The 24,848-nt window shown below is 60.5% G+C and carries 21 protein-coding genes and 1 pseudogene; 10 read left to right on the plus strand and 12 right to left on the minus strand.

Annotation, left to right across the window (positions count from 1 at the left end; all coding sequences use genetic code 11):
• Positions 1 to 27: 27 nt before the first annotated feature.
• Together ACR9ZN_RS01460 and wrbA are read right to left on the minus strand one after the other, a co-directional pair.
• Positions 28 to 259 (minus strand): annotated as a pseudogene (locus tag ACR9ZN_RS01460) (transposase); the annotation flags it as partial.
• Between the two features lie 243 nt (positions 260 to 502).
• On the minus strand, positions 503 to 1,102 hold the full coding sequence (gene wrbA, locus ACR9ZN_RS01465; RefSeq protein WP_454818435.1) for an NAD(P)H:quinone oxidoreductase: 600 nt from the start codon (positions 1,100 to 1,102) through the stop codon (positions 503 to 505).
• A 523-nt stretch (positions 1,103 to 1,625) separates the two neighbouring features.
• On the opposite strand from wrbA, the gene ACR9ZN_RS01470 reads away from it, so the two are divergent.
• Complete coding sequence (locus tag ACR9ZN_RS01470) at positions 1,626 to 2,129, plus strand: hypothetical protein (RefSeq protein ID WP_454818433.1); 504 nt, start codon at positions 1,626 to 1,628, stop codon at positions 2,127 to 2,129.
• Positions 2,130 to 2,376: 247 nt separating this feature from the next.
• Here the strand turns inward: ACR9ZN_RS01470 and ACR9ZN_RS01475 are convergent, their stop codons facing one another.
• Positions 2,377 to 2,967, minus strand: coding sequence for a TetR/AcrR family transcriptional regulator (locus tag ACR9ZN_RS01475; RefSeq protein ID WP_434961115.1), 591 nt, complete (start codon positions 2,965 to 2,967; stop codon positions 2,377 to 2,379).
• A gap of 76 nt (positions 2,968 to 3,043) precedes the next feature.
• Between ACR9ZN_RS01475 and ACR9ZN_RS01480 the strand changes: the two genes are divergently transcribed.
• Entirely contained in the window at positions 3,044 to 3,958 is a 915-nt protein-coding gene (locus ACR9ZN_RS01480; RefSeq protein ID WP_481271124.1) for a haloalkane dehalogenase, read from the plus strand.
• A 212-nt stretch (positions 3,959 to 4,170) separates the two neighbouring features.
• Here the strand turns inward: ACR9ZN_RS01480 and ACR9ZN_RS01485 are convergent, their stop codons facing one another.
• Positions 4,171 to 5,190, minus strand: a complete 1,020-nt coding sequence (locus tag ACR9ZN_RS01485) for a 1-aminocyclopropane-1-carboxylate deaminase (RefSeq protein ID WP_481271125.1) — start codon at positions 5,188 to 5,190, stop codon at positions 4,171 to 4,173.
• A gap of 138 nt (positions 5,191 to 5,328) precedes the next feature.
• On the opposite strand from ACR9ZN_RS01485, the gene ACR9ZN_RS01490 reads away from it, so the two are divergent.
• From ACR9ZN_RS01490 to ACR9ZN_RS01500, 3 genes are all read left to right on the plus strand, one after another.
• Complete coding sequence (locus ACR9ZN_RS01490; RefSeq protein WP_434961112.1) at positions 5,329 to 5,805, plus strand: Lrp/AsnC ligand binding domain-containing protein; 477 nt, start codon at positions 5,329 to 5,331, stop codon at positions 5,803 to 5,805.
• Between the two features lie 121 nt (positions 5,806 to 5,926).
• The gene (locus ACR9ZN_RS01495) at positions 5,927 to 6,055 is read left to right on the plus strand and encodes a hypothetical protein (RefSeq protein ID WP_434961111.1); all 129 of its coding nucleotides are present in this window, start codon (positions 5,927 to 5,929) and stop codon (positions 6,053 to 6,055) included.
• A 263-nt stretch (positions 6,056 to 6,318) separates the two neighbouring features.
• The gene (locus ACR9ZN_RS01500; RefSeq protein ID WP_481271126.1) at positions 6,319 to 8,397 is read left to right on the plus strand and encodes a caspase family protein; all 2,079 of its coding nucleotides are present in this window, start codon (positions 6,319 to 6,321) and stop codon (positions 8,395 to 8,397) included.
• Positions 8,398 to 8,540: 143 nt separating this feature from the next.
• Here the strand turns inward: ACR9ZN_RS01500 and ACR9ZN_RS01505 are convergent, their stop codons facing one another.
• Entirely contained in the window at positions 8,541 to 9,338 is a 798-nt protein-coding gene (locus tag ACR9ZN_RS01505; RefSeq protein WP_454818427.1) for a phosphodiesterase, read from the minus strand.
• 211 nt (positions 9,339 to 9,549) lie between these two features.
• Positions 9,550 to 10,056 (minus strand): DUF2165 family protein, encoded by a 507-nt coding sequence (locus tag ACR9ZN_RS01510; protein ID WP_481271127.1) that lies wholly within the window; start codon positions 10,054 to 10,056, stop codon positions 9,550 to 9,552.
• A 39-nt stretch (positions 10,057 to 10,095) separates the two neighbouring features.
• Between ACR9ZN_RS01510 and ACR9ZN_RS01515 the strand changes: the two genes are divergently transcribed.
• Complete coding sequence (locus ACR9ZN_RS01515; protein WP_481271128.1) at positions 10,096 to 10,350, plus strand: hypothetical protein; 255 nt, start codon at positions 10,096 to 10,098, stop codon at positions 10,348 to 10,350.
• 103 nt (positions 10,351 to 10,453) lie between these two features.
• Here ACR9ZN_RS01515 and cuyB read toward each other — a convergent pair whose 3' ends face one another.
• Genes cuyB through ACR9ZN_RS01530 form a run of 3 tightly spaced genes read right to left on the minus strand, consistent with a single transcriptional unit; the run spans position 10,454 to position 13,429 of the window.
• Complete coding sequence (gene cuyB, locus ACR9ZN_RS01520) at positions 10,454 to 11,188, minus strand: cysteate racemase (protein WP_481271130.1); 735 nt, start codon at positions 11,186 to 11,188, stop codon at positions 10,454 to 10,456.
• Complete coding sequence (locus ACR9ZN_RS01525) at positions 11,185 to 12,561, minus strand: dicarboxylate/amino acid:cation symporter (protein WP_454818421.1); 1,377 nt, start codon at positions 12,559 to 12,561, stop codon at positions 11,185 to 11,187. The genes cuyB and ACR9ZN_RS01525 overlap by 4 nt, the downstream gene beginning before the upstream one ends.
• Before the next feature lie 4 nt (positions 12,562 to 12,565).
• Positions 12,566 to 13,429 carry a substrate-binding periplasmic protein gene (locus tag ACR9ZN_RS01530; RefSeq protein ID WP_481271132.1) on the minus strand — a complete coding sequence of 288 codons (864 nt, stop codon included), beginning with the start codon at positions 13,427 to 13,429 and terminating at the stop codon, positions 12,566 to 12,568.
• Between the two features lie 864 nt (positions 13,430 to 14,293).
• Between ACR9ZN_RS01530 and ACR9ZN_RS01535 the strand changes: the two genes are divergently transcribed.
• From ACR9ZN_RS01535 to ACR9ZN_RS01550, 4 genes are all read left to right on the plus strand, one after another.
• Positions 14,294 to 15,475 carry an efflux RND transporter periplasmic adaptor subunit gene (locus tag ACR9ZN_RS01535; RefSeq protein WP_454818417.1) on the plus strand — a complete coding sequence of 394 codons (1,182 nt, stop codon included), beginning with the start codon at positions 14,294 to 14,296 and terminating at the stop codon, positions 15,473 to 15,475.
• Positions 15,476 to 15,479: 4 nt separating this feature from the next.
• A complete protein-coding gene (locus ACR9ZN_RS01540) occupies positions 15,480 to 18,650 on the plus strand; it encodes an efflux RND transporter permease subunit (protein ID WP_481271133.1) in 3,171 nt (1,056 codons plus the stop codon).
• A 285-nt stretch (positions 18,651 to 18,935) separates the two neighbouring features.
• The gene (locus ACR9ZN_RS01545) at positions 18,936 to 19,655 is read left to right on the plus strand and encodes a response regulator (RefSeq protein ID WP_434961102.1); all 720 of its coding nucleotides are present in this window, start codon (positions 18,936 to 18,938) and stop codon (positions 19,653 to 19,655) included.
• Positions 19,652 to 21,094 carry an ATP-binding protein gene (locus ACR9ZN_RS01550; RefSeq protein ID WP_481271134.1) on the plus strand — a complete coding sequence of 481 codons (1,443 nt, stop codon included), beginning with the start codon at positions 19,652 to 19,654 and terminating at the stop codon, positions 21,092 to 21,094. The genes ACR9ZN_RS01545 and ACR9ZN_RS01550 overlap by 4 nt, the downstream gene beginning before the upstream one ends.
• Before the next feature lie 179 nt (positions 21,095 to 21,273).
• On the opposite strand, the gene ACR9ZN_RS01555 is transcribed toward ACR9ZN_RS01550, so the two are convergent.
• The 3 genes from ACR9ZN_RS01555 to ectB all read right to left on the minus strand — a co-directional run bounded on the left by ACR9ZN_RS01555 (position 21,274) and on the right by ectB (position 24,721).
• Positions 21,274 to 21,714: a hypothetical protein gene (locus ACR9ZN_RS01555; protein ID WP_454818411.1), complete on the minus strand. Its 441-nt coding sequence runs from the start codon at positions 21,712 to 21,714 to the stop codon at positions 21,274 to 21,276.
• Between the two features lie 662 nt (positions 21,715 to 22,376).
• Entirely contained in the window at positions 22,377 to 23,342 is a 966-nt protein-coding gene (locus tag ACR9ZN_RS01560; RefSeq protein WP_481271135.1) for an ABC transporter substrate-binding protein, read from the minus strand.
• Positions 23,343 to 23,440: 98 nt separating this feature from the next.
• Positions 23,441 to 24,721 (minus strand): diaminobutyrate--2-oxoglutarate transaminase, encoded by a 1,281-nt coding sequence (gene ectB / locus ACR9ZN_RS01565; RefSeq protein ID WP_481271136.1) that lies wholly within the window; start codon positions 24,719 to 24,721, stop codon positions 23,441 to 23,443.
• Positions 24,722 to 24,848: the final 127 nt, after the last annotated feature.

A 24,848-nucleotide genomic window follows, 5' to 3' on the forward strand; every position in this document is an offset into this window, starting at 1 on the left:
GTTTCTTGGGTAAGTTGGCTTTGTGGTCGACGCTTTGCGTAAAATCTCATTGGCCTGACGAAGCTCATGATTCTCCCGTTCAGGAAGCTTTATCTTCTCTACGACGTCACTCGGCTGACCAGTTCGCTTGCCGCACGACCTCGGTCTTCTTTGCCCATCCGTGCAGCGTCTTCGGCAAGCAACCTATCTTGGCTGCGATCGATGAAACAGCTGCCGATCGCGGCGAGAGATCAGCCTTGTGATCCAAAACCGTTCGAATGGCCCACTCGCGGACTTCAGGTCAAAACTTGTTCGTCGTCTTGCCCATATTGGCTCCAATCTCTCATGTGTCGAAGCCTCCGGCAAACCCGGTGCGGTTCACCGGAGGCTGCATCGGTTCAAGCACGACTTTGCCTTCGAAGTCCTCGGGCATGGCTCCTCCTTTGCAAAGGTTTAGCCTTCGCATGAATTGGCTCGGCAATATCGGTTGGAATTGCGGGGGTATGCGGCCCGGCCTTTCGGATCAGCCGAAAAGCTTGGCCGCTGTTCGCGCAACGATTTCGCCCTGATGGCGGGCGCCCTGGAGTTCGATTTCGGAGGGCTGGCGCGAGCCATCACTGCCAGCAACCGTGGTTGCGCCATAAGGAGCGCCGCCGACGATCTCCTTGAGAGTCATCTGGCCCGCATGGCTGTAAGGCAGGCCAACGATGATCATGCCGAAATGCAGCAGGTTGGTGATGATCGAGAACAGGGTGGTTTCGTTTCCGCCATGCTGGGTTGCCGACGATGTGAAGGCCGCGCCCACCTTGCCGTTCAGGGCACCGCGTGCCCACAGCCCGCCGGCCTGGTCGAGAAAAGCCGCCATCTGGCTGGACATCCGGCCAAAGCGCGTGCCTGTGCCGACCACGATCGCGTCATAATGTTCGAGGTCCGCGATGCCGGCGACCGGCGCCGCCTGGTCGAGCTTGAAATGAGCGTTCCTTGCAATGTCCTCAGGAACGGTTTCCGGCACACGCTTGATGTCGACGGTAGCGCCGGCGGCGCGAGCACCGTCTGCCATGGCATTGGCCATGCTCTCGATATGCCCGTAGGACGAGTAATAAAGCACGAGGACCTTGGCCATGATGGGGGTTTCCTTCCGGTGAGGGGACTTTTTCTAGCTCGTTGAGATATCTGTGCCGTTTTCGGAGCTCTGCGCAGTCCTCGATGCTATCCCCTGGTTGAGCTGGTGTCCCCTGCGAAGTCGATCCTTTCGCCCCATGACGGAGCGAAATTCTGCTGGATCGGCAGGCCAGACGTCGATTTCTACAATAAGCTGTTGATATGATTGCGAATTACAGAGATTCGCCGCGATTTTGACCCTCAACGGAAAGGGCCTCAGGCTGCATTGCAAGCGGTTGCGTTTTAGTTTGAATAATTCCAGAGAGAGGCTCTATAGTACCATTCCATTCCTGAAATTTTCCCAATGTAGGGCGGGGATGGTGAGGACCGACGGCCTACTTACGGATCGTGATAATACGGGGCGATCATCGCAGCGAGGGGGTTTCGATGCGTCAATTCTGGAAAGACAATGGCTGCGTCGCTCTACCGTTCCTTCGCACCAGCATAGCTTGGGCGGGTTGCTCCTCCAGCCAGGAGCCGGCACCATGAGCACACTTAACGTCACTCTGATCGTCATTCACACCTTGATCAGTATCGCCGCGATTCTTGCCGGCGTGCCCGCTGTGATGGACCTTTTCCGCTCGCGTGCGAACTCGGGCTCGACATGGTTCTTTTTGATCACCGCCATCCTCACCAGTGCCACCGGCTTCATCCTGCCGCTGGCCGGCCTGACGCCGGCCGTGATCGTCGCTATCATCGCGCTGGTCATCCTGGCTGCCGTACTCATTGCCAGGACCCGCCTCCTTGCCGGCGCCTTCTGGCGCTGGATCTATGCCGGCGGCATGGTTGCCAGCCTCTACCTTCTGGTCTTCGTCGCCATCGCCCAGGCCTTTGGTAAGGTTGGTGTGCTGCACGAGGCCGCACCGACGGCTTCAGAGCCGCCCTTTACGATCACGCAGGGCCTGACATTGCTGTTCTTCGTAGTGCTGGGCCTTGCGGCGGCAGTGAAGTTCCGTCCGGCGGTTGCAGGAAGATACGCGGCGGCTTGATCCCGCCGACGCAGGGCAGTGTTCGGCAGCCTGATCCCTGGTGCGGGGTCGACATTCGCAACGATCGCAAATCCGGCATGCAACTGGGCGGTCGTCAGGCCGTCAGGGCTCGCCGAAGAGGGCGGCAGGTTGGGCCGGCACCCTGGATTTCCTGTCGGAGCAAGGCCAGAACGACAAAGCGACGTGGGATCAAACAGGGAGCATTCCGGCGGGTCCAAAGGACCGTGACCCGCCTGTCCGACACGTCCTACGATCCCTTTGCAAATATCCTGGTGAACGCAATCTTCTTGAAACGCTCCAGCGGCTCTTCGCTCTGTTCCACTTTCATGCGGAGAATGGCCCCCTCCCAGGACGTCAGCAGGAAATCCGCCAGATCCTGGGGAGAGAAGCGATCTTCGATCTCCCCCGCTTTTTGCCCTTCCGCGATGCATTCTTCGAAGGGGCGGAGCCATTCGCGGTAGATGGCGACAAGCCGCTCGCGAAGCGGCTCGCTGACCTGAGAGACCTCGATGCTGAAGTCGCCGATGAGGCACCCACGCAAATAGCCATCGGCGGCCAGCCGGTCGGTAATGATGTCGAGATAGCGCAGCAACCGGCCGCGCGGGGAAAGCGAGTGGTCGCCCAAGGCCTCTTCGACGATCGCCTGGGTCTGCATGAAGTAATGGTCGAGGACTTCCTGGGCGAACGCCTCTTTCGATCCGAAATGGTTGGTGAAGGAGCCTTGCGGCACGCCTCCTTCCGCGACGACGTCGCGTATTCCGGTCGCATGGTAGCCCTTGCGGAACATTACCCGCATTCCGGCTGCGATGAACTCGTTCTTGTTCGATGGTTTCGGCATGCATTGACAATACGCACGATCGTATTATAAGTCAAATCCACAATACGCTCGTACGTATATAGGGAAGGCGATTGTCATGTCAGCAAATATCGAAACATCCAGTCTGGCGGTACTCGGCTCGCACATGGCCTATCGCCATGCGGGCTCGAAGAGTGCCCCCGTCACGCTGTTCCTGCATGGAAACCCAACGTCTTCCTACATTTGGCGCCACATTATCGGAGCAGTGGCGTCGCGTTCCCACTGCGTGGCCCCGGATCTGATCGGGTTCGGAGAGTCAGGAAAACCCGAAATCGATTATCGCTTCGTCGACCACGTGCGCTATCTCGAAGCGTTCATCGACGGGCTCGGCATATCCTCGGCCTATCTCGTCGCGCAAGACTGGGGGACGGGGTTTGCCTTCGAACTTGCGGCGCGGCGGCCCGGTTTCGTCCGCGGCCTTGCTTTCATGGAATTCATTCGTCCGATGGCGAGTTGGGACGACTTTCATCAGGTCGAGGCGGCGAGGGCGCTGTTCCAGAAGTTTCGAACGGCGGGGATCGGCGAGAAACTGATTCTGGACGACAATGTATTCATCGAACATGTCCTGCCCGGTTCCATCAAGCGCGAGCTGAGCGTCGACGAAATGGACGCCTATCGGGCGCCATTTCCAACCCCGCAATCGCGTCGTCCGATTTGGCGGCTGCCGAACGAATTGCCGATTGCAGGCGAGCCGAGCGACGTCTGGACCTTGCTCGAACGAGCTCATGTCGCTTTGCGCAGGAGTTCCTATCCTAAGATCCTGTTCGTTGGTGAGCCGGGAGCACTCGTCTCTCCAGAATTCGCCGAAGGCTTTGCGAGGCAGCTCCACAATTGCGAGGTCGTGCACCTGGGCAGCGGTGCGCATTATCTTCAGGAGGATCATCCCGATGAGATCGCTTCAGGCGTGTGCCACCTGATCGAACTGCGTGAGAACAGGTTTGCTGTGTCGCCTGTGATCGATACATGCTTATGAAGGCTTCCCGGGAAGTAACGCCGATCCCGGGGGCCACCATGGAGCGCATGTGCCGCAATTCTCCGGCGCGATCTCGATGGGCCATTTCTTGCCGCGAGCGGCTGAGACGGCCCCGTACAGCTTGTTGTGCGAGAGCCGGAGGCCAGTCTCTTCCGAGTCCGTGCCCTCGCGCCGGTGTCGTTCCCGGCAAGCCCGGGAATGGGCAATCCATGTCAGCCTTCGCGATAATAGTAGCTGTAGCCGTTCAAGGCCGGTGCGCCGCCGAGATGGGCGTAAAGCACGCGTGAGCCTTCGGGGAAGAAGCCCTTGCGCGTCAGATCGATCAGCCCCTGCATTGATTTGCCCTCGTAAACCGGGTCCGTCATCATCGCCTCGGTGCGGGCGGCGAGCCGGATCGCCTCGTTGGTTTCAGCCGACGGGACGCCATAGGCCGGATAGGCATAGTCCGGGTTGATGATGATTTCGTGCTCGCCGATCTTGCGGCCGAGCCCGACCAACGCCGCGGTGTTGTCGACGATGGTGCGTACCTGTGCCCGCGTTTGCTCGAGAGTACCCGAAGCATCGATGCCGATCACGCGATCGGCGCGCCCCTGTGCGGCAAAACCGACGATCATGCCGCCCTGGGTCGAGCCGGTGACGACGCAAACCACGATATAGTCGAACGTGAAGCCAAGCTCCGCCTCCTGTTTTGCGACCTCCTCGGCAAAGCCGACATAGCCGAGGGCGCCGAACTTGTGAACCGAGGCGCCCGCCGGGATCGGATAAGGCTTGCCTCCGGCCGCCTCGACGGATTGGATCGCATCCTGCCAGCTCTTGCGGATGCCGATATCGAAGCCGTCCTCGACGAGCCGGCAGTCAGCGCCCATCAGCCGTGTCATCAGGATGTTGCCGACCCGGTCGTAGACGGCGTCGTAGTGCGGCACCCATTTTTCCTGGATGACCACGCATTTCATGCCGATCTTGGCGGCGGTCGCCGCCACCATGCGCGTGTGGTTGGACTGAACGCCGCCGATCGACACCAGTGTGTCCGCTCCCGAGGCGATGGCATCCGGCACGATATATTCGAGCTTCCTGAGCTTGTTGCCACCCATGGCAAGGCCGGAGTTGCAGTCATCGCGCTTGGCATAGATCTGAACCCTGCCGCCAAGGGCTTGGGTGAGACGCGGCAGGTACTCGATCGGCGTCGGGCCGAAGGTCAGCGGATAGCGCTCGAATTTTTCAAGAAGGGACATCGGACTGGCTCCATGAGACAGGAACCGAGCCTAGTCGAAAAGTCCTGGAGGGTGCTTTCGAATTTCACCTTCATCTTTTATAAAAATCTCGATCAAACTACTATTTGAGTGCAACTTATTCCTAACAATAGGATATAAATGAAAGAACCTTCCATCTCCGATCTCGATCGCATCGATATCAACATATTGCGCGCCCTCCATGGCGATGGCCGGCTGAGCAATGCCGAGCTTGCCGCACGCGTGAATGTCAGCCCGGCCACCTGCCACAGGCGCACGCAACGCCTGTTCGACGAGGGCTTCATCACCGGTGTTCGTGCCGAGATCGCCCCCGTCTCCGTCGGTCTCGGTGCCCTCGTGATGGTCGGTGTGGTGCTCGACCGTTCGACACCCGAAAGCTTTGCTGCCTTCGAGGGAGCGGTACTCAAGCTCAAGGAGGTCTTGGACTGCAATCTCGTGGCGGGCGATTTCGACTACCTGCTGAAAATCCGCGTCTGCGACATGGCGGATTTCAACAAGTTGCATGGGCAGAAACTGATCGCATTGCCAGGCGTGAGGCAGACGCGCACCTTCTTCGTCATGAGGGAGGTCAAGGACAATGCGCGCCTGCCGTTCTGACGGAAGGATGCCCTTATTGGCGAAAGACCCGACCCGTCCTGTTGTTCTCTCGAGCATCGTACCGAAAGGGGGATGCCCATTTTTTCGAAGACAGGCGTTGCAAATATAGGAACTGCGCGGCGTGTTCGAGGTCCGTAAAGGTGGCAGGATCCTGGGCGGCCAGGCGCTCGAATTCGGCCCTGCTGGCGACTTGCCATTTCAGAATGTCCATGAAAGCCTGGTGGTGCCGCTGCAGGATCCTGAACCTTGATCGATCTCGGTTCAGCAGTCGCGCTTATGACCGTTGCGGGCTTGTTCGCGCATATGGCTTTTTGCTGATGCCCTGCGAAGGCGGGAACGGGAATGCAGGCCTTCCAATCCGCGGCAGGCCTGCAACGGTTCGGCACAGTCTTTTCCGCTGTCCGCAATCCGTTCGTCCCGCTCAATCAACGGGCTGCTGGAAGAGGCAAGTCAATTGCGGCTATAGAAGGAGGCGGGGCTCAAGCAATCGATCAACTGCAGGAAATGCCGAACTTGCTCACCCGCTTGTGCCTGCTTGCATTGATCCTGCTCCAATTCGGTATCGTCGAGAGAGTCAGGGCGGCCTCGCCCGAGGCTGGCTTTTGCCGCCAGATCCCGGCGGGCCGCGACAGCAGTGACAGGCGCGTGGCGCTGGTCGTGGGCAATGCGGCCTATCTGCATGGATTGCCGGCGCTTGCAACCCCTGCCAACGATGCCGCCGCCGTCGCCGGGGCATTGAGCAGGCTTGGATTCGAGGTCTTCCTCATCACGGATGCCTCGGGCCGGCAATTGCAGGCCTGCCTGGCGCTCGCCAGCGCGCGAATGTCGCACGCCGCCATCGGCCTGTTCTATTATTCGGGCCATGGCATCCAGGTCGATGATGAGAACTACCTCGTTGCTCTCAATGCGCACGCAGGAAACCTCAAGACGGGCTTTGTGCCCGTGCAGCCGATCGTCGATGAGCTCCAACGCCGGGCCGCTGCGACACTCGTATTCCTCGACGCCTGCCGGAACAATCCGCTGGCGCGCCAGGGCCGTGAAGGCCTGTCGGTGTCGACCGGCCGCGGCATCCAGGTCGTGGCCAGCAGAGTCCCTGTCGCCAAATCCGCTTCGCCGCAGACCCATGGCCTGATGGTGGCCTATTCGACCTCGCCCAACTCGGTCGCCGTGGATGGCGATGGCGACCTCAGCCCCTTCACAGATGCTTTCATTCACAAGGTCCTCTCACCCGGCTACTCGATCCAGCGGGTGATGAGCGAGGTGACGAACGCCGTCGGCGAGCAGACGACATGGGCTCAAACACCCTGGATGAAATCCTCGCTCACCAGCGAGCTCAAGCTCGATGGTGAACAGACCTTGCAAGAGGCCCAGGCGGTCTCGCAAAATTGGGCGAACCTGTCGCTGAAGCTGTTGTGGACCCACGAGGGCCGGCAAGCCGCGCTGGCTGCCGCCTTGAAGGGGTTGCCGGCCGATCCGAGCGAGGCGACGCTCAAAGCGTTTCCGGATGCCTATCTCGCCGTCTTCTCCGCCATGCATGCCAGCATGTCGAAATTGCCCGTGAACGGCTTGCCCCTTGGCGATATCCACGGTGATCAGGTCGCGGTGTTTCGTTTGCTCGAGAACGGTGCTTCCAGCCTTGAGCTTTGGTCTCGATCACGCCAGGTTCTGTTGCGCCCGGTGACGGAATATCCCGCAAACGAGGCCCATGGCGCCAGATTCAGCCCCGATGGCACCCTCTTGTTGAGCTATGGCAATGGCACCGTCGCGGGATGGGACGTGGCTACGGGCGTCAAGCGCTTCAAGACCGTGGTCGCTCATGAGGCTGTCGGTGGCCTGTTCGGCCCGCGCACATGGATCTTCGACATCGGCTTCAGTCCGGATGGGCGTTTCTTTTATGCAACCGCAACGGACAAGAAAATTCTCCAGATCCTCGACGCCCGCACGGGGAGTGTCGTCGAAGCCTTCGACAGCACCAGTTTTGCCCCCGTCCCGGATGCGACCCAGGCCCCCACGGTAAGATATATAGACGAAGACAGGCTGCTCCTGCTGCTGTCGTCGGGCCAGCAACCCGAACGGCCCGTGATTGCGACCTATGATCTGAAGGAGCATCGGCTGACGCTGATCGATCATGTTCCCGCAAGGTCCGTGACACATTTCGGTTATGACCCGGCAGGGCGTTACGTCGCTCTCACGGTCATGCCCGACAATGGCTTCAGCGGACAGGCTGATTTCATGGTCTGGGATCTTCGTTCCAAGAAGAGGGTCTTGTCAGCCAAGGGCCTGGTCATGGACGTCTCCTTCGATCCAACGGGGCGTTTCGTGCTCGCGAGTGCTGGAACGTCGTCGACGGTGTACGATCTTTACAGCGGCAAGGAGACCAGTCTGGCGGCGATACCATCCGGATTTCGGGCCATGCCCGGCTATATTGCCTCGTCGACGGGACTGTCGCCCGTGGCGATGCCAACAGGTCCCTGGTTTTCCTGGGATCTGCCCAACGGGCGGGCGCTCGTCGATCTGGCTTTTTCGACGCTTCCCCCCGAACAGCAGGCACGCGTGGCCCAGGACCGGGTTTCATACATCGGAAATGACTAGAGTGTTTTGCGATTTGGCGGAATTGCCAAGAATCGCAAAGACGCGTCGAATCAAAGAGTTAGAGCAAAATAGCGTTTCCGTCTAAACACGTTTTGCTGCATCGGACCGAAAAGCGGATACCGGATGTAGAACGAGGTCGTCGTTCAGAAAAAGGGCATCGGCCCAGGAAAGCGTCCGATCGGAACCCAATGGGTCACCAGGCCTTGTCGGGGCCGCCAATGGTGCAACAAGAAGGCCGGTGGCTCGACATAGGAGGCAGGTGGGGCGCCCTCTGTCAGGCGGAGCGCGATGGAGGTTGCGGTACTCGGTGCGGTCAGCAGCGTGGTTCCTGCGAACCGCGCTTGCATGAAACGATGAATATGTCCGCAGAGGACGCGCTCGACATTGCCATGGCGGAGCAATAGCTCGGCAAGGCGCTCTCCACGAAGGCATTTATAGGCATCGATGATATCGATGCCGCTATCGATCGGTGGCTGATGCATCAGGATGGCGGTCGGCCGATCCGGGTGTTCCGTCAGCGCTTTCTCGAGCCAGAGGAGGGCTGCATCATCGATTTCTCCGTAATGCTGGCCGGGAACGGTGACGTCGAAGCCGATCACACGGACCGGCCATCGCCCACTTGTATCGAAATGGAGAGGGCCAGCCGCCGCCAGGTGGCCTGTTTCGCTGAAACAGGCTCTGAACGCCTCCCGCTCGTCGTGGTTGCCTGGAATCGCATAGACGGGCTGGCGTAATCTGGATAGCGCGAGCCGGACGGTCTCGTATTCTGCTTCGGCCCCTTCATCGACCAGATCGCCACCGATGATGACAATGTCTGGCTCCGGCCTGAACGCTTTGAGCGTTTCAATCGCCAGATCGAACATCGCATTGGAGTCCACAAGCCCCTGATAGAGATGGCCTTTTTCTCGCAAGTGGGGATCGGATAAATGGGCGATCAGCACTCTGTTGCCTCATCACGTTTCTTAGCCGGTCATCAAAAGAGACTTCGGCGGTCGGAACAAGCTCGAACTATGCCCAGTCTTCACCCTCGCCAGGCAAATAATGGGCAGGGCACTAGGGGCGCAGCGGCCGACAATCTATCGGCGCATGACCGTTCCACTGTCGTGACGTCCCGGACGGCAGCCCGTTGGCTCGCAAAAGGTCAGGTCCCTCTCACGCCGTCGGGCGTTCGACGTCCTCGTCGGATTGCATGATGAAGATCAGCACGAGGAGAATGGTGACATAGAATCTGAAGGCGGGATTCTGGCCATTCCAGGTTGACGATTGCCACATGGCAAACCACTCCCCGCCGATCACCATGAAGCCGAAGAACCAGACGAGAAAACCGATCGTGGACGCCATGACGGCATAGTTCTTGGCAGCATGGAAGCTTCTTGCCGGCGCGTGACGGGCTTTCCAGAGCGAAGCGGTCGCAGCTAAGTATAAAATACAGGTAATTCCTTCACCGGCTATGATCAGAATATAGGAAGCGTTCCATAAAACCGGATTGCTGATCGACCTGTACATCAGGCTGTTGCCTGGAAATGTGCTATCCATGGACAGGACGTGCTTTACGAATTCGTAGTTCGAGCCATAGTCGGTAATATTGCCAAACGTAACGAGACAGGCGAAAGCGGCAAGGCAGAGGCACATGACGATCTTGGCGTAACGCGTGGACATATGCTGTACTTCCTCGGTTGAGACGGATGGGCCCTCGATTTGAATGATTCTCCAGCCAATCGGCCTCGGGGTGGTAGCGTCGTTCTCACGGCCAGTGCGAAAGCCTTTGCCGATGGAGAGGGGATACTGGCAGCCCTTGTCGCTGTGAACCTGCCGCTGGAATGCATGGTTGGCGATTGGGTGACTGTGTCAGGCTGCGATTTTGCCGTCATACGCCGCCGTTGGGTCTCGATGAACGATATCGTCAGCCTGGAAATCACGCTTGACCATCCCGCCGGGCGCGGTGTGCGTTGACGAAGCACGCCCGGTAGCGAAACATCATCGGAAAGATCGATGCGCTGTGGGCCGTGGACCTGATGAGACCGTCTCCGTCGAAAACCTCAGACATCCGGGCCCCTCACATGGCGGCATTGCGCCTGCGATCTGGATTGCGAAGTCGTTGAACACAGGTCAGGGCCAAGGCTCGCGAGGCATCGATCACCAACATGCCCTCCGGCACCATGTCCTCTGCCGCGATGGGAAGTTCCGTGCAGGCGAGAATGGCTGCCTCCAGTCCGTCTTCCCGGCAGTGCTCGAAGGCCGCCGCGCAGGCGAGTTTTGCCTGTTCGAGGTTGCCCAATTTCACCTGCCGGATCGCATCATCGACGGCGTCCTGGAAAGCCGGCCCGATGGGGTTGTGGCAAGCGATGCCCGCCTCTTGCAGGCGTTGCTGGTAGAACCCCGAATGCAGGGTACCTCGGGTTGCCATGACGGCCGCCTTGTTCCCCCTGTACTGGCGAAGCAACGCGTCGATTGCCGCGTCGGCGATGTGAATGATCTCGGCCCTGGAGCCTTCGGACAGGGCGTCGTACCAGTGATGGGCGGTATTGCAGGCGATGGCGATGATTTCGACATCGAGGCTGTTGAGCATCTCGACCGCTTCGATCAGCCAGGGCAGTGGCTTGTCATTGCCCTCGCGGACCGCCCCTGAACGGTCCGGTATCTGTGGCACGCTCAAGATTGCCATGGAGATATGGTCGGCATCGTTCTCGGCAGGAACCGCGTCGATCGTCTTGCGATAGAAGTCCGCGGTGGCAAGAGGGCCGAGACCGCCAACGACACCGAGACGGGGTCGCAGGAGCCGGCCGGTCATGCTGCAGCTTCTGCTTTGGGCAGGTTGAGCGCGTACTCCTCGCTGTCATCGACCGGATGCTGGGCCAGGTCCTTGGGCGCGATCGCGGCCGTCGCCGCGGCGATCGTCGATACGATCGTCAGCGTCCGCATGGTGTCGGTCAGCGCGTCGATGGTGAGAAACAGCACGAAGGGGGCTTCGAAGGGCAGGTTCAGATGGGCGCACAGGATGGCCATCTGCGATAGCGTTACCGCACCGCTCATTCCGGCAGTGGTCAGGCCGACCAGGATCGAAGCGCCGGCGATGTAGACGTAATCGCTCGTGCTGAGCGAACGCCCATAGAGCTGGGCGATGAACAACGAACCGCAGACGAACAGCATGATGGGCCCGGCGCGCAACATGGTGACATGAAGCGGCACCAGCATTTCCACCACGATGCGGTTGAAGCGCAGGCGCTCGCCGACAAGGCTGATGATCCAGGGGATGCTCGCCGTGCTGGAACGGGTCGCGATGGCGATCATGAACAGGGGCTGATGGGCTTTGAAGGTCGCCCACAGGCTCTCGCCGCTGCGAAACCAGACCACGAGCAGCGACAGCATCATGATGATGCCCGTTGCAATGGCGAAGGTGGCGATGAAGCCGACCATCAGCATCAGCGGCTCGACACCGGTCAACGCGGTCTGGCTGGCGATGATCGCGAAGGAGGCGATGGGCAGCAGGACGTTGAACCAGCCCGTCATGATCAGGCAGGCCCGGTAGATCGTCTCGAGTGCGTTGGCGAAGCTGACGGAGGTGGCTGCGGGGACGCGGCCGATGCCGATGCCGAACAATATGCAGAAGACAAGCACCTGCATGGTATTGCCCACCGACAGCGAATTGAAGATGTTGCTGGGTATCAACTCCAGCAGGCCGGAGAAAACGCCTTCGTTCGAGGGCGTTTTGCTGGGCGGCGCCAGCGTCATCTGCAGGTCCGTGCCGATGGTCCCTCTGCTGTTGAGCACGGTGCCGAGCTCGATGCGTTCCTGCACGTCGGTAATCACGCCCGGCTTCAGCAGCAATGTCACCATGCCCGTGATCGCGACCGTTGCCACGGATATTACGACGATCGCCAATACAACCCTGGAAAGATAGGCGGCAGTTTGCGGATCCCGGGTCATCGACTTGATCGCGAAGACCGTCGCCGACACGATCAAGGGCAAGACGACCATCTTCAACAGATTGAGATAGGCGTCGCTGATCGGGGCGAGGGACTTGGCGAAATCCGGCAGATACGCGCCGCAGAGGGCACCGAGGATCACCGATGCGATGACCGTCCAGGGCGATTGCGAGATGCGCCGCAGGCCGACATTCCAGGTCGACAGTTTATGTTCGCTCGAAACGGACACGGAACTCATGACGTCAGGCCTTGTGCAGGTAGCGGTCCACCAGTTCGTCGGCCGTCATCGGCTTGTCGCGGCCGGACAGCTCGAGGAACAGATTGATGAATTCCAGGAGATGGGGGGAACCTCGGCGCACGCCGATCGCGATCGTGTCAGTGAGATCGGTCAAGGTAACGGATCGCGCCACAATGCTGAGCGACGGGTCCTCGTGCAGCAGCCGCTTGATTTCCAGATCGTCGCGGTAGGCCGCGTCGACGCGGCCGTCTCGCACTGCCGCGACCAGTTCCTGCCAGGCCAGGAAAGTGCGCACCTTCGCCTTGGTGAAATTGGCTCGCGCGTAATATTCGAACGATGATCCGGCGATTACGCCCAGCTCGCCATCGAAGGAGCGCACGACTTCCTCCGGCTGCCGACCATTCGAGAGGACCGCGAAGCGGACCCGATTGATGATCAGGGCATGGCTCAGTCGGGCATAGGGGTGGGAATAACTGATGTTTCGTGCCCGATTGAGGGTGCGGCTCAGCTTGGCGATGACGATGTCGGCGCGGCCCTGCTGGATGAGCGCAACCGCGCCATCGAAAGTGGAAGGACTCCGGTCGAGGACCAGCTGCACGCCGAGGGCGTCAGCAAGTTGCTGGCTGGTGTCGGCATCGATGCCCTGCGACCTGTCGTTGCTTCCTCCGAAGAATGGCAAGGATTGGAAACCCGGCATGGCAACGACGAGGGACTTGCGTGCCAGAATTTCGTCGATGTCTCCGGCCAACGGCGTTGTTCCGGGAGGCATTTCGGGTTTCTCGGGTTGCGTTGCTGCGGCAACCGGCGATACGGCGAGAATGGGTGCTGCCAGAAAAAGAACACGCCTGTTGATCATGATGCTGTGCAATCCCGAAAAGAAAAAAGACTCGCGTCCAATCTTAATAAGCAACGAAATCCAGGAATTTCTCGCATCACAGTGCGTCGCCTTCTCAAGCTACACTACATTCCTACCCCGATATTGAGTACCCAAACGGCGCGAGCCATATCGCTTGAACAAAAAATGGCTTTCGGCGCAGTCGAAATCATGTTGAGAGAGAATTGTCTGCCCAATCTTCCGGGCGTTGACGTCATCCTTTCAATACGAAATTCTCAATCCCTGCATAACACTGTAACTGAACAAATCATGCAAACTTATACCCAGTCTAGCTGCGGATGACATTAGATGGTGTTCTGATTTTTACAAGGTACCGCAACGACAAAAATTTGCTCAGGGAAGAGCTAGCCGCATCTTCTTATGCTTTCTGCCGGCGCTTCGTGCCCTAGGGTTATATTCTGTTCATACCATTCGAAATAAAAATAGATTTAATTTCATAAAAATTGAATCAATATATATATTAAATTGTTTATATATTATTTACTAAACAAACAAGTTCAATTTTAGATGATGTTGATAGTTACGATTTAATTTTTACTTCGAGAAATAAGATTATTTGTCGCAGAAACGAAGAAAAAACCAAATCTTCGATCCAGCGGACATCAGTCACCCTCTAAATGGTGGCTGTCTTGGCTCGACGGACGCCATAGGTACCCCCGGGCAAAAGATACCGGCTTTGTCGCAAATTGTGCAACGCAGCAAACCGGGTACATCCTTCGACAATCTGCCCCCTTGATCGGCACACTTTCAAGACAGGCCTCAATCAATCTGGCCCCCGATAAAGGCGCTCCGGCAGCAGGCGGAACGTCGGCAGCACGCATGGCGCGGAGCACGGACTTGAAGAATATACAGGCAATCACAGGGCTGGCCGGCCTGACGATCCTGGTGGGCATGAGCGCCGCTGGATGGAGCCTCTATCAGGCACGGGCGGCCGTGACGCCGGCATCCATCCGTCCCGCACCCGCGGTCGTCGTCTCCCAACCCCTGCAAATGCGTGTCGCCGACACACAGGAATTCGCCGGCCGCTTCCAGGCCAGTGCGATGGTCGAGATCAGGGCACGGGTGCCAGGCTATCTGGATGCCATCAATTTCGAAGACGGACAATTGGTCGAAAAAGGCCGGGTACTCTTCGTCATCGACCAGCGCACCTATCAGGCCTCGCTCGACATGGCCAACGCCCAGCTGAAGAGCGCCAGGGCGCAGGCGGAGCTGGCCGGCCAGGAACTGGACCGGGCCCGTCAACTGGTCGGCACGGCTGCCGTCTCGCGCTCAACGCTCGACCAGCGCCTGCAACAAAAGGCAGCGGCCGACGCGGCGATCGAGACGGCACGGGCCACCCTGCGCCGGGCTGAACTGGATCTCGAATTCGCAACCATTCGAGCCCCCATTGCCGGACGGGTCTCCAACCGACGGCTGGATGTCGGCAGTCTCGTCTCCGATAGCGGCACGGTTCTCACCACTATAGTGGCGCTCGATCCGATCGACTTCATCTTCGACATGAGCGAACGGGACTTCCTGCGCCATGAGCGTGTCATGAAGGCAGGAGCCATGCCGTCCATGCGCGACAAGGGCGTTGCTGTCCAGGCCCGGCCGGATGGCGAGGCGGCCTGGTCTCATGGTGGCGTCATCAGTTTCGTCGACAACCGATTGGAGCCGGGCGCCGGAACCATCCGCGCCCGCGCCACGCTTCCCAATCCGAGCCTTTCCATCACACCCGGCCAATTCGGCCGGGTTCGCATGGCTGCTTCCGGGGACTATGCGGCTTTGCTGATCCCGGAGACCGCCATCCTCACCGACCAGGCAACCCGCATCGTGCTCAAGCTGGGAGCCGACAACACGCTGCAGGCCACCACCGTCGGGCTGGGTCCCAGCCGCCCGGATGGGTTGCGGGTGGTGACCAGCGGGCTCGGCCCCGACGATCGTATCGTCGTCAACGGCCTGCTGCGGGCTCGGCCTGGCCAGAAGGTCGCGCCCCAACCGGGCAACATCGCCATGCAGACGGCCGGCCTCGCGGAGTAGACGGATGCGCATCGCCCATCTCTCGATCGATCGCCCGATCCTGGCGACGGTCATGTCCGTCCTCGTCGTAATCATTGGCGTGGCCGCCTATTTTACCCTGCCCTTGGCCCAATATCCGGAGATCGCCCCGCCGACGGTCGTAGTCCAGGCCCAATATCCCGGCGCTTCGGCCGAAACGGTGGGCGATACGGTCGCCGTGCCGCTCGAACAGGAGATCAACGGTGTCGAGAACATGCTCTACATGTCCTCGCAGGCGACCGGTGACGGCCAGCTCACTCTCACCGTGACCTTCCAGCTTGGTACCGATCTCAACGAAGCCCAGGTGCTGGTGCAGAACCGCGTGGCCGTGGCGGAGCCTCGCCTGCCGGAGGAGGTCCGCCGCCTCGGCGTGACCGTGCGCAAGACCTCGCCGGATCTGCTGATGGTGGTGCAGCTCTTCTCCCCGGACGGCTCGCGCGATCCCTTGTATATGGCCAACTATGCCACGCTGCGTATCCGCGATGCATTGTTGCGCCTTGACGGCGTCGGCGATGTCCGCCTCGCCGCGTCCCGCGATTACGCCATGGTCGTGTGGCTCGATCCGGACAAGGTCTCGGCCCATAATCTTTCGGCAGGCGAGGTGGTGGCGGCCCTTAGGGCTCAGAATGTCCAGGTGTCGGCAGGGGTGATGAACCTGTCGCCGGTGCCGCGCCAGGGGGCCTTCGAACTGAATGTGGAAACGCTCGGGCGATTGACCGACAAGGAGCAATTCGAAAACGTCGTCGTGCGCACCGATGCCGAGGGACGCGTCATCCGCATCCGGGATGTCGCCCGCGTCGAGCTGACGGCACAGAGTTTCCGCGGCACGGCCTATCTCAACGGCCAACCGGCCCAGCCGATCCAGATATTCCAGCAACCCGGATCCAACGCCATCGAGACGCCCGAGCGCGTGACGGCGACCATGAAGCGTCTCGGCGCGGAGATGCCCGGCGGCCTGAGCTACGCCATTCCCTTCAATCCCACCGAATTCGTCGCGGAGTCGGTTCGCGAAGTCTACAAGACGATTTTCGAGGCCATCGGCCTGGTCGTCCTGGTGGTGCTCCTCTTCCTGCAAACCTGGCGCGCCGCCATCATTCCCATCCTCGCGATCCCGATATCCCTGGTCGGCACCTTTGCTGTCATGGCGGCGCTGGGCTATTCCCTCAACAATATCTCCCTGCTGGGCCTGGTGCTCGCGATCGGCATCGTGGTCGATGACGCCATCGTCGTAGTCGAGAATGTCGAGCGCCATCTTGCCGCCGGGCATTCGGCGCGAGAGGCCGCCCACCGCTCCATGGACGAGATCGGTGGCGCGCTAATCGCCATCACGCTGGTCTTGTGCGCCGTCTTCGTGCCCGCCGCCATGATGTCGGGTATTTCGGGTCAATTCTTCCGGCAGTTCGCCGTCGTCGTGGCGGCGGCCACCGCCATTTCCGCCTTCGTTTCGCTGACGCTGAGCCCGGCCCTGTGCGCGCTCTTGCTGAAGCCGCATACGGCCGAAGACCAGACGCACCGCCGCTTCCTGCCGATGCGCCTGCTCCACGGCTTCTTCGGCCTGTTCAACCGCGGCTTCGACCGCCTCTCCATTGCCTATGGCAGCATGACCCGGCGGCTCCTGCGTGTCAGTGTTCTCGTCCTCGTCGCCTATGCTGGCCTCGTCGGTTTCTCCGGCTGGCAATTTGCGCGCGCGCCAACCGGCTTCATCCCGGTGATGGACCAGGGCTACATCATCAATGCGGTGCAACTGCCGCCGGGTGCGGCCCTGAGCCGGGCCGATGCGGTGATGAAGGAGGTCTCGCGCCGGCTCCTTGCCACGGAGGGCGTCGCAAATGTCGTGGCCATCGCCGGGCTGGACGGTGCCACCTTCACCAATGCATCCAGCAGCGGCATCGCTTTCACCATCCTGAAGCCCTATGCGGAGCGCGAGCGCCAGGGACTGACCACCGATCGGATCATCGGCTCGCTGCAAGCGCGCTTCGCCGATCTCTATGAAGCACGCATCATCCCGATCAAGCCTCCTTCCGTGCGTGGGATGGGCAATGCCGGCGGCTTCAAGCTGATGGTGCAGGATCGCAATGGCCAGTCGCCCCAGGCGCTGGAGGCAGCAGCGCAGCAGGTGCTGGCCGCCGCATCGCAGGCGCCCGGGATTGCCAACGCCTTCTCGCCGTTCAACACGGCTACCCCACGGGTCTATGCCGATGTCGATCGCATCAAGGCGCAGATGCTGGGGGTGTCCGCCGGAAGCATCTTCGAAGCGCTCGAGGTCTATCTGGGTTCGGCCTATGTCAACGATTTCAACATGCTCGGCCGAACCTTCCAGGTGCGGGTCCAGGCCGATGGGCGCTACCGCACGGATCTTACCTCGATCGGCAATTTCAAGATGCGCGGCGATGGCGGTGCCATGGTCCCGTTGAGCGCGGTTGCGACCTTCCAGGAGAAGTCCGGGCCCTATCGCATTCCGCGCTTCAACCAGTACCCGGCGGCGGAGATACAGGGCGCCGCGGCGGCGGGGACGTCGACCGGCATGGCGCTCGACCGAATGGAACAGATCGCGCGGGACAATCTGCCCGAAGGCTTCGGCTTTGAATGGACCGAGGTGGCTCTCCAGGAGCGGCTTGCCGGCAATACCGGCCTTCTGATCTTCGGTGCTTCCGTCGTCTTCGTTTTTCTGCTGCTGGCGGCCCAATATGAAAGCTGGACGCTACCGCTCGCCGTCTTGCTGATCGTGCCCGTGTGCCTGCTGTCGGCCGTGAGCGGCTTGCTGATCTTCGCGATGGACGTGAACATCCTGGCCCAGATCGGCTTTGTCATCCTGATCGGCCTGGCGGCCAAGAATGCCATCCTCATCGTCGAGTTCGCCCGCCAGGCCGAAGCGGAGGGGCTCGGCCGTGTCGAGGCGGTGGTCCAGGGTGCCCGCATACGTCTGCGGCCGATCCTGATGACCTCGCTCGCCTTCATTCTCGGCGTGCTGCCGCTGTTCCTGGCGACGGGTGCCGGTGCCGAGATGCGGCAGTCACTGGGCACGGCCGTCTTCTTCGGCATGATCGGCGTGACCGCCTTCGGCCTTGTCTGCACGCCGGTCTTCTATGTGCTGTGCCGGATGCTCGAAGGAGGAAGCCGCCGAAAACCTGTCACGACCGCGATCGAGGTTTCCTAGCCGAGAAGTCCATGTTTCCTCGAGGGCGAGGAAATTCTCGCCATCGAGTCCGGGGGCCGCGCGAGCGGCGAGATCTGCAGAATTCTGGCAGGCGCAGGAAAAGTGTCACAAGCTATGGCGCGATATCGGCCGGATACAATTCGATACAGTTCAAGTCGATTTGCCATCGCGGCCGGTCTACCCAGCCCGCTACGACGCCATTACAATGGAGAGTGGAACAGGAAGCGATGGATGCGGTACGAAGAACCTGCCTTGTCCCGGTCGCCTTAGGTCGGAGTGTCATGCATGGAATCGGTGCCCCATATTGCGGTGGTCGACGATCATCGTGACATCCGTGACCTCGTCGGCAAATATCTCACACAGCATGGCTATCGCGTCAGCGTGGCCGAGAACGCGGCGGCGTTGCGGCGTCTGCTGGAACGCAATGCGCCCGATCTCATCATCCTCGACGTGATGATGCCGGGCGAGGACGGATTGAGCGTCTGCCGTCATCTGCGCAGCACCACGGTGGTGCCGATCATTTTCCTCACGGCCATGGTCGATGACACCGACAGGATCATCGGCCTCGAAATGGGGGCTGATGACTATCTCACCAAGCCGTTCAATCCGCGCGAATTGCTGGCGCGGATCAAGGCGGTGCTGCGCCGGGTCAACAGCCTGCCGCCCCAGCGCGGTGCGTTGAAGGCCAAGACCCTGCGTTTCGATCGCTGGCAGCTCAATGTCGGCCGCCGCGAGCTTGCTGGATCGGACGGTGTCGCCATCCCCCTGAGCACGGCCGAGTTCCGGCTGCTGACGGCCTTCCTCGACCATGCCGGCCTGGTGCTGAGCCGTGATCAATTGCTCGATCTCACGGTCGGCCGGGCGGCCGACACCTTCGACCGCAGCATCGACAACCAGGTCAGCCGGCTGCGCAAGAAGATCGAGTTCGATCCGAAGAATCCCATGCTCATCAAGACTCATTGGGGCGGCGGCTACAGTTTTACCGCGGAGGTCGAACAGGCATGATGGCCTTGTGGCGGCGCAGCCTGGCTGCCCAGATCATCACATTCATGCTGCTGGCCCTGGCGGTCTCGCAGGGCATCGGCTTTCTCGTCTCTTGGGATGAGCGCGGCCAGGCCATGCGGGCGGCGGCCAAGGGGGAGTTCTTCAGCCGGGCGGCTTCACTCGCTTTGTCGTTGAATGCGACGCCGGACGCGGTCCATGGCGACATTCTTGCCGTTAGTGGCACGATTTATTCGCGCTTTTGGTTGTCCGACCAGGAGCCTGTCGATGCGACGGCCTGGGCCAAGGACGCTTGGGGGCGCCTTCACCAGCCACTCCCGCCTGCCAAAATGCCCGTCCATCCCAAATCGAACCGCGGCCCGGTGATCGCGGCCGTGCCGGACACGCCAACCGGTGCTGCTTTTGCCAGCGAACCGGCCCGCTGGATGGAGATCACGCCCCAGTCCTGGCTGCTCGCCCGCCCGGCGAAGTTTCAATATCTCGACACCGCGATCGGCATGGGGCTGGCCGTCGAGCTCGATCGGGGGATGTGGCTCAACGCCGCCTATGCCAAGAACTATCACAACACCTTCTGGACCTCGCAATCGGCTCTCTCCCTCGGCATCACCGCCCTGGTGCTGTCAGTCATCGCCATATTGGTGGCGCGGGGCATTGCCCGGCCGATGCGACGCCTGGCGAGCGCAGCGGAACTGCTGGGGCGAGGCGAGGCCGTGCCGCCTTTGCCGGAGTCGGGCCCCGACGACATCCGGCAGACTGCCGAGGCCTTCAACCGCATGCAGGCCCGGCTGCAGCGCTTCGTCGAAGACCGCACCCGCATGCTCGCGGCCATCGGGCACGATCTGCGCACGCCGCTGACCTCGTTGCGCCTTCGAGCCGAATTTGTTTCGGACCCGGAGATCCAGGAAAAGATGCTCAAGACCATTGCCGAGATCCAGACCATGACGGAATCGGCACTGGCTTTTGCGCGCGAGCAGGCAACCGCCGAGACCACCCGCACCGTCGATCTCTCCGCCTTGGTGGAAAGCCTGTGTGACGATCTGGTCGAGATCGGCCAGAACGTTGCCTTTCTCGACGGCCCGAAGATCAGCTATCGTTGTCGCCCCGACGCCTTGCGGCGTGCCATCCGCAATCTGGTCGAGAACGCCGTACGCTATGGCGAGCGTGCTCGGGTAACACTGGCGCGCTCGGCGGAGAGCATCGACATCGTCGTCGAAGATGATGGGCCAGGCATCCCGGAGAATGCGGGCGAACAGGTGTTCGCTCCCTTCTTCCGCCTCGAGCATTCGCGCAATCGTGAAACGGGCGGGGTCGGCCTCGGCTTGTCGATTGCCCGGGCTATCGCCCGCCACCATGGCGGTGATATCCGGCTCTTCAACCAGACCAAGGGATTGCGGGCAGTGATCGGTCTGCCGCTCGTCACTGCCCGCCGGGCCCGAGCGTGACTGCGCGCAGGCGTCAATGCCGTCGCGCTACGGTGCGTCTTCCGGTCGATACTACCATCACTCTGGCATGGACCCATGTCGTGGCTTTCAGAGCATGGGACGGTATGCCAACCTCTTCAATCGGCACGATAAGCGTGCGCCGTAGCTGCTGTGGCGTCTGGTGATTTGAGGGGCGCGCTTCAAATCGCAAGGGCGCAGGGCAGCTTGGCCGATTTGATGGACGACAGGTATATTTGGCGCGGTGTTGTCGCCGTCGGCGATGAGCCGGTGATTGTAGCGACTGAAATAGGACCGGTCGGGTCTTTTGCATGCGGATCCGGCGAGACGAGCAGGTTCAAGACGATGATCATGGGAATCGAGGCGACGACCAGGATATCGAAAAGCGTGCCGCCGGCGCGGCGATAGGCGATGGCAGCAGGGCCATCCAGTTGCTCATAGGCCGGGTCGCCGACAAAAGGCACCCCATCGTCGACGATCTTCGATCGCGTGGAAAAATCTGCAAAGGATGTCACGGTCCAGCCTCCAGTTGCATGGCATGACCGTAAGCACCGTTTGTCGCGTGACTTCGCCGGCTGGCCGGAGATTTGTCGAAAAGCTTGTGCCGGCGCGCCCTGTGACATTTGGATACCGTTGGGACCGCCCCTACGGATACTCGATCGGGCAGGTGCCATTCGCGATGTCATCAACGCTTCCAGTGTATCGCCGTCACGATCCCGTTGCTGCTAACGGCCCGGCATTGCCTGGCTCGGAGCTTGTCTCCGACGAGGCTCATTCTCCGAATGCCGCAAAAACCAGGACACTTGCGCTCGCTCTGGTTTTAACAGGGCCCTGCGACACTTTCTTACAAAACAACCGGCTTCTCGACAAACTTGTGAGGCAGTTGCCAGCTATTATCAAAACAATGGCGATAAGGAATGTGCCGTTCGTTCGGTGATGGTTGATTAAAGGATCGGGCCGACAATTTTCTACGATCTGTCGATAAGGATGACTACTATCGGTATTCCAGAGTTATCTTCCAATCTGCTTTTCACAGTCGCACAAAATATTTACGGCAAGAGCGATGCCAAATTTGCGAGGCAAAAATGAGTGATCAGATACTTACCGTCATTCTCCCGGCTGCAAAATATATCTATCCTGTTTCTGTAATTTCTTTCCTCTCGATCCAGATTTTAATCACCTATCGCTATTATACGGATTGATTCAGGCATTATTTCCATCTTCTGGTAGATTTGAGCAGAAGACGTTTCTCGGCCCGTATCGATGATACGGGCCGAGCGCGTTCCTAGGACGCGGTCCCTCGGAAATGGCGGATAGTTCCGTTGTCGACCACGAAGGATACGGCGCTCAGGTCGCGCAAATTGCCGTGTTCGTCGAACGTTATCGCGCCATAGGGCGTGTTCCAGCTGCAGGCTCGAATGGCCTCTCCAAGCTCGGCTCCGTTCAGCTCGGGAAAAAGAGCTGTTGCCTGCAGGGCGACCGTCAAGGCTATGACCGAAGTTGGGAGATATCCCTGGGCCGGCGCATCGTCACTCTCGCCCAGCAGGGCGGAGAGGATCTGGGTCGAGATGCGGCATCCCTCGGCCGCTCCGGATGCTCGTTGGACGAAACTGGGCGTATAGCAATCATCGCCAACGGATATCGTGCAACCGAGTTTCCGTTTTCTTGTTTCTCTCGCCACGTCGGCGCAGAATTCGTGAATTCCTGCAATATAGAGCGTAGAAACCCCTGAAGGTAACGCTGCAAGGCTGGCGTCGCCGGTGATTTCGATCAAAGCGGGCGCGTGACCTTTCGCTTCGAGCCGTTGCCGCAATTCCGATGCTAGCGCCTGGCTATAGGTCTGGCGCTGAAAGCAGATTGCGGAGCTCTCCCCGGGGGGAGCGATCGCCACCATCGACTGCGCTGTCTGGCCGTCCGTGCCGAAAGCCCGCAATACCCCGGGCCAACCCTGGGGATTGAGGCGCGGGTGGCTGGTGGCCGGGGCAATGAAAGCCATGTTCCGTGCTGCGTAGACGGGAACGGCGGCGACGGCCGCGGCCGCGCTGAGATGGCCGACGACGATGGGAACGCCGCTATCGGCCATGCGTTGGGCGGCCCGCGCCGCCGCCTTTGGCTCGCGTTCGTCGTTCTCCCAGATATAGGACGCCTCGACGCCGAGCCAGGCCTTGGCCACCACGAAGGCATCGAGCAGTTCTTGCGTGTGAGCACCGCCGTCATTGGCGGCCAGTCCGATGCGCAGATGCTTGTTCAAGAACAAAGTCCTCCGTGGCAGGAGATCGGGCGTCATGCGCCATCGAAGAGGCGGCGGCCGAGATGGGCATCCACGGTGCCGCCACCGTCGTCATCCGCTCACGCAGCACCCGCAAGCAGCTCGGTTCTGGGCTCGCTCAAGGCCGTGCAGCGCGCAATGATCTCGATCCCTTCTTCCAGGAGGCCTTCGGGCGTCGTCAGGGGCGGCAGCAATTTGAGCGTGTTGCCATGCGGCCCGCAGGTCTCGACGATGAGGCCTTGCTCGAAACAGGCCCTGGACACGGCGTCGGCGCGGCCCTCTGCGGAAAAGCGCAGGCCGAGCATCATGCCCCGGCCCATCACGGTCACGCCGCGATGGCGCGAGGCGATTTCATTGAGCCCCGAACGCACGATGACGGCATTGGCGCGGACCTCGTCGATGAAATCGTCGGTGAGCCAGTAATGACGGATGGCGGCTGCCGCGGTCACGAAGGACAGGTTCGAGCCGCGGAAAGTGCCATTGTGTTCGCCGGGTGCCCATTGATCATGTTCGCTGCGTATCAGCAGCAACGACATCGGCAATCCAAAACCGCTGATCGACTTGGAGACGCAGATGAGATCCGGCTTGATGCCGCTGGCCTCGAAGGCGAAGAAGTCGCCGGTACGCCCGCAGCCGGTCTGGATTTCGTCGACGATCAGCAGCGATCCCAGCCGGCTGGCGAGGGCGGCCAATCGTTGCAGCCAGCTCGGTGAGGCGGATTCGAGACCTCCCTCGCCCTGGACCACCTCAACGACAAAGGCTGCGGGAGCCTCCCATCCCGAATTGGGATCATCGAGAAATTTCTCGAGGATGGCGATCGTATCGACCTTCTGACCGAAATAGCCTTCGAACGGAGCCCTGAGGACGTTGTTGAGAGGCTGGCCTGCGGCCCGGCGCTTGCCGTTCTCGGCACTGGCGGCCAGGGCACCCAGCGACACGCCGTGGAAGCCACGGGTGAAGGCGACGATCTGAGCCCGGCCGGTGACTTTGCGGGCGAGCTTGAAGGCGGCCTCGACGGCGTTGGTGCCGGTGGGGCCGACGAATTGAACGCGATAGTCCGCCAGGTTTCGCGGCGTCAGGACATGATCGAAAAAGGCCTCCATGAACTCGGCCTTGGCGGTGGTGTAGAGGTCAAGCGATTGGCAGATACCATTCTCATTGAGATGGCTGATCAGGGCCTCGCGCAGATATGGATTGTTGTGTCCATAATTGAGCGAGCCGGCCCCCGCCAGGAAATCAAGATATCGTCGGCCTTGGGAGTCGAAGACATGGCTTCCTTCCGCCCGCTTGAAGAGCGCGGGGAAATGGCGGCAATAGGTGCGAACCTGCAACTCGTGTCGCTCGATGACTTCAATGGACATTTCAATCTCCCTGAAGAACAGTTTGTCGAGCGCGCTGGAACAAGCGCGTTCATGGCGGGATGCTTGTTTGCTCCAACGCCTAGTTTCCAAGCCAATCCGATGGAGTGGCTAGAGCGCCCCTTGCGAC

This window comes from Labrys sp. HAY1-8F (assembly GCF_056754975.1).

Excerpts from the sequence above, each read along its gene's own strand:
- ACR9ZN_RS01490 (WP_434961112.1), top strand. The coding sequence starts at position 5,329 with ATGAAAGAACCTTCCATCTCCGATCTCGATCGCATCGATATCAACATA.
- ACR9ZN_RS01475 (WP_434961115.1), bottom strand. The coding sequence starts at position 2,967 with ATGCCGAAACCATCGAACAAGAACGAGTTCATCGCAGCCGGAATGCGG.
- wrbA (WP_454818435.1), bottom strand. The coding sequence starts at position 1,102 with ATGGCCAAGGTCCTCGTGCTTTATTACTCGTCCTACGGGCATATCGAG.
- ACR9ZN_RS01550 (WP_481271134.1), top strand. The coding sequence starts at position 19,652 with ATGATGGCCTTGTGGCGGCGCAGCCTGGCTGCCCAGATCATCACATTC.
- ACR9ZN_RS01510 (WP_481271127.1), bottom strand. The coding sequence starts at position 10,056 with ATGTCCACGCGTTACGCCAAGATCGTCATGTGCCTCTGCCTTGCCGCT.
- ectB (WP_481271136.1), bottom strand. The coding sequence starts at position 24,721 with ATGTCCATTGAAGTCATCGAGCGACACGAGTTGCAGGTTCGCACCTAT.
- ACR9ZN_RS01525 (WP_454818421.1), bottom strand. The coding sequence starts at position 12,561 with ATGAGTTCCGTGTCCGTTTCGAGCGAACATAAACTGTCGACCTGGAAT.
- cuyB (WP_481271130.1), bottom strand. The coding sequence starts at position 11,188 with ATGACCGGCCGGCTCCTGCGACCCCGTCTCGGTGTCGTTGGCGGTCTC.
- ACR9ZN_RS01470 (WP_454818433.1), top strand. The coding sequence starts at position 1,626 with ATGAGCACACTTAACGTCACTCTGATCGTCATTCACACCTTGATCAGT.
- ACR9ZN_RS01540 (WP_481271133.1), top strand. The coding sequence starts at position 15,480 with ATGCGCATCGCCCATCTCTCGATCGATCGCCCGATCCTGGCGACGGTC.
- ACR9ZN_RS01480 (WP_481271124.1), top strand. The coding sequence starts at position 3,044 with ATGTCAGCAAATATCGAAACATCCAGTCTGGCGGTACTCGGCTCGCAC.
- ACR9ZN_RS01545 (WP_434961102.1), top strand. The coding sequence starts at position 18,936 with ATGGAATCGGTGCCCCATATTGCGGTGGTCGACGATCATCGTGACATC.
- ACR9ZN_RS01555 (WP_454818411.1), bottom strand. The coding sequence starts at position 21,714 with ATGTCACAGGGCGCGCCGGCACAAGCTTTTCGACAAATCTCCGGCCAG.
- ACR9ZN_RS01485 (WP_481271125.1), bottom strand. The coding sequence starts at position 5,190 with ATGTCCCTTCTTGAAAAATTCGAGCGCTATCCGCTGACCTTCGGCCCG.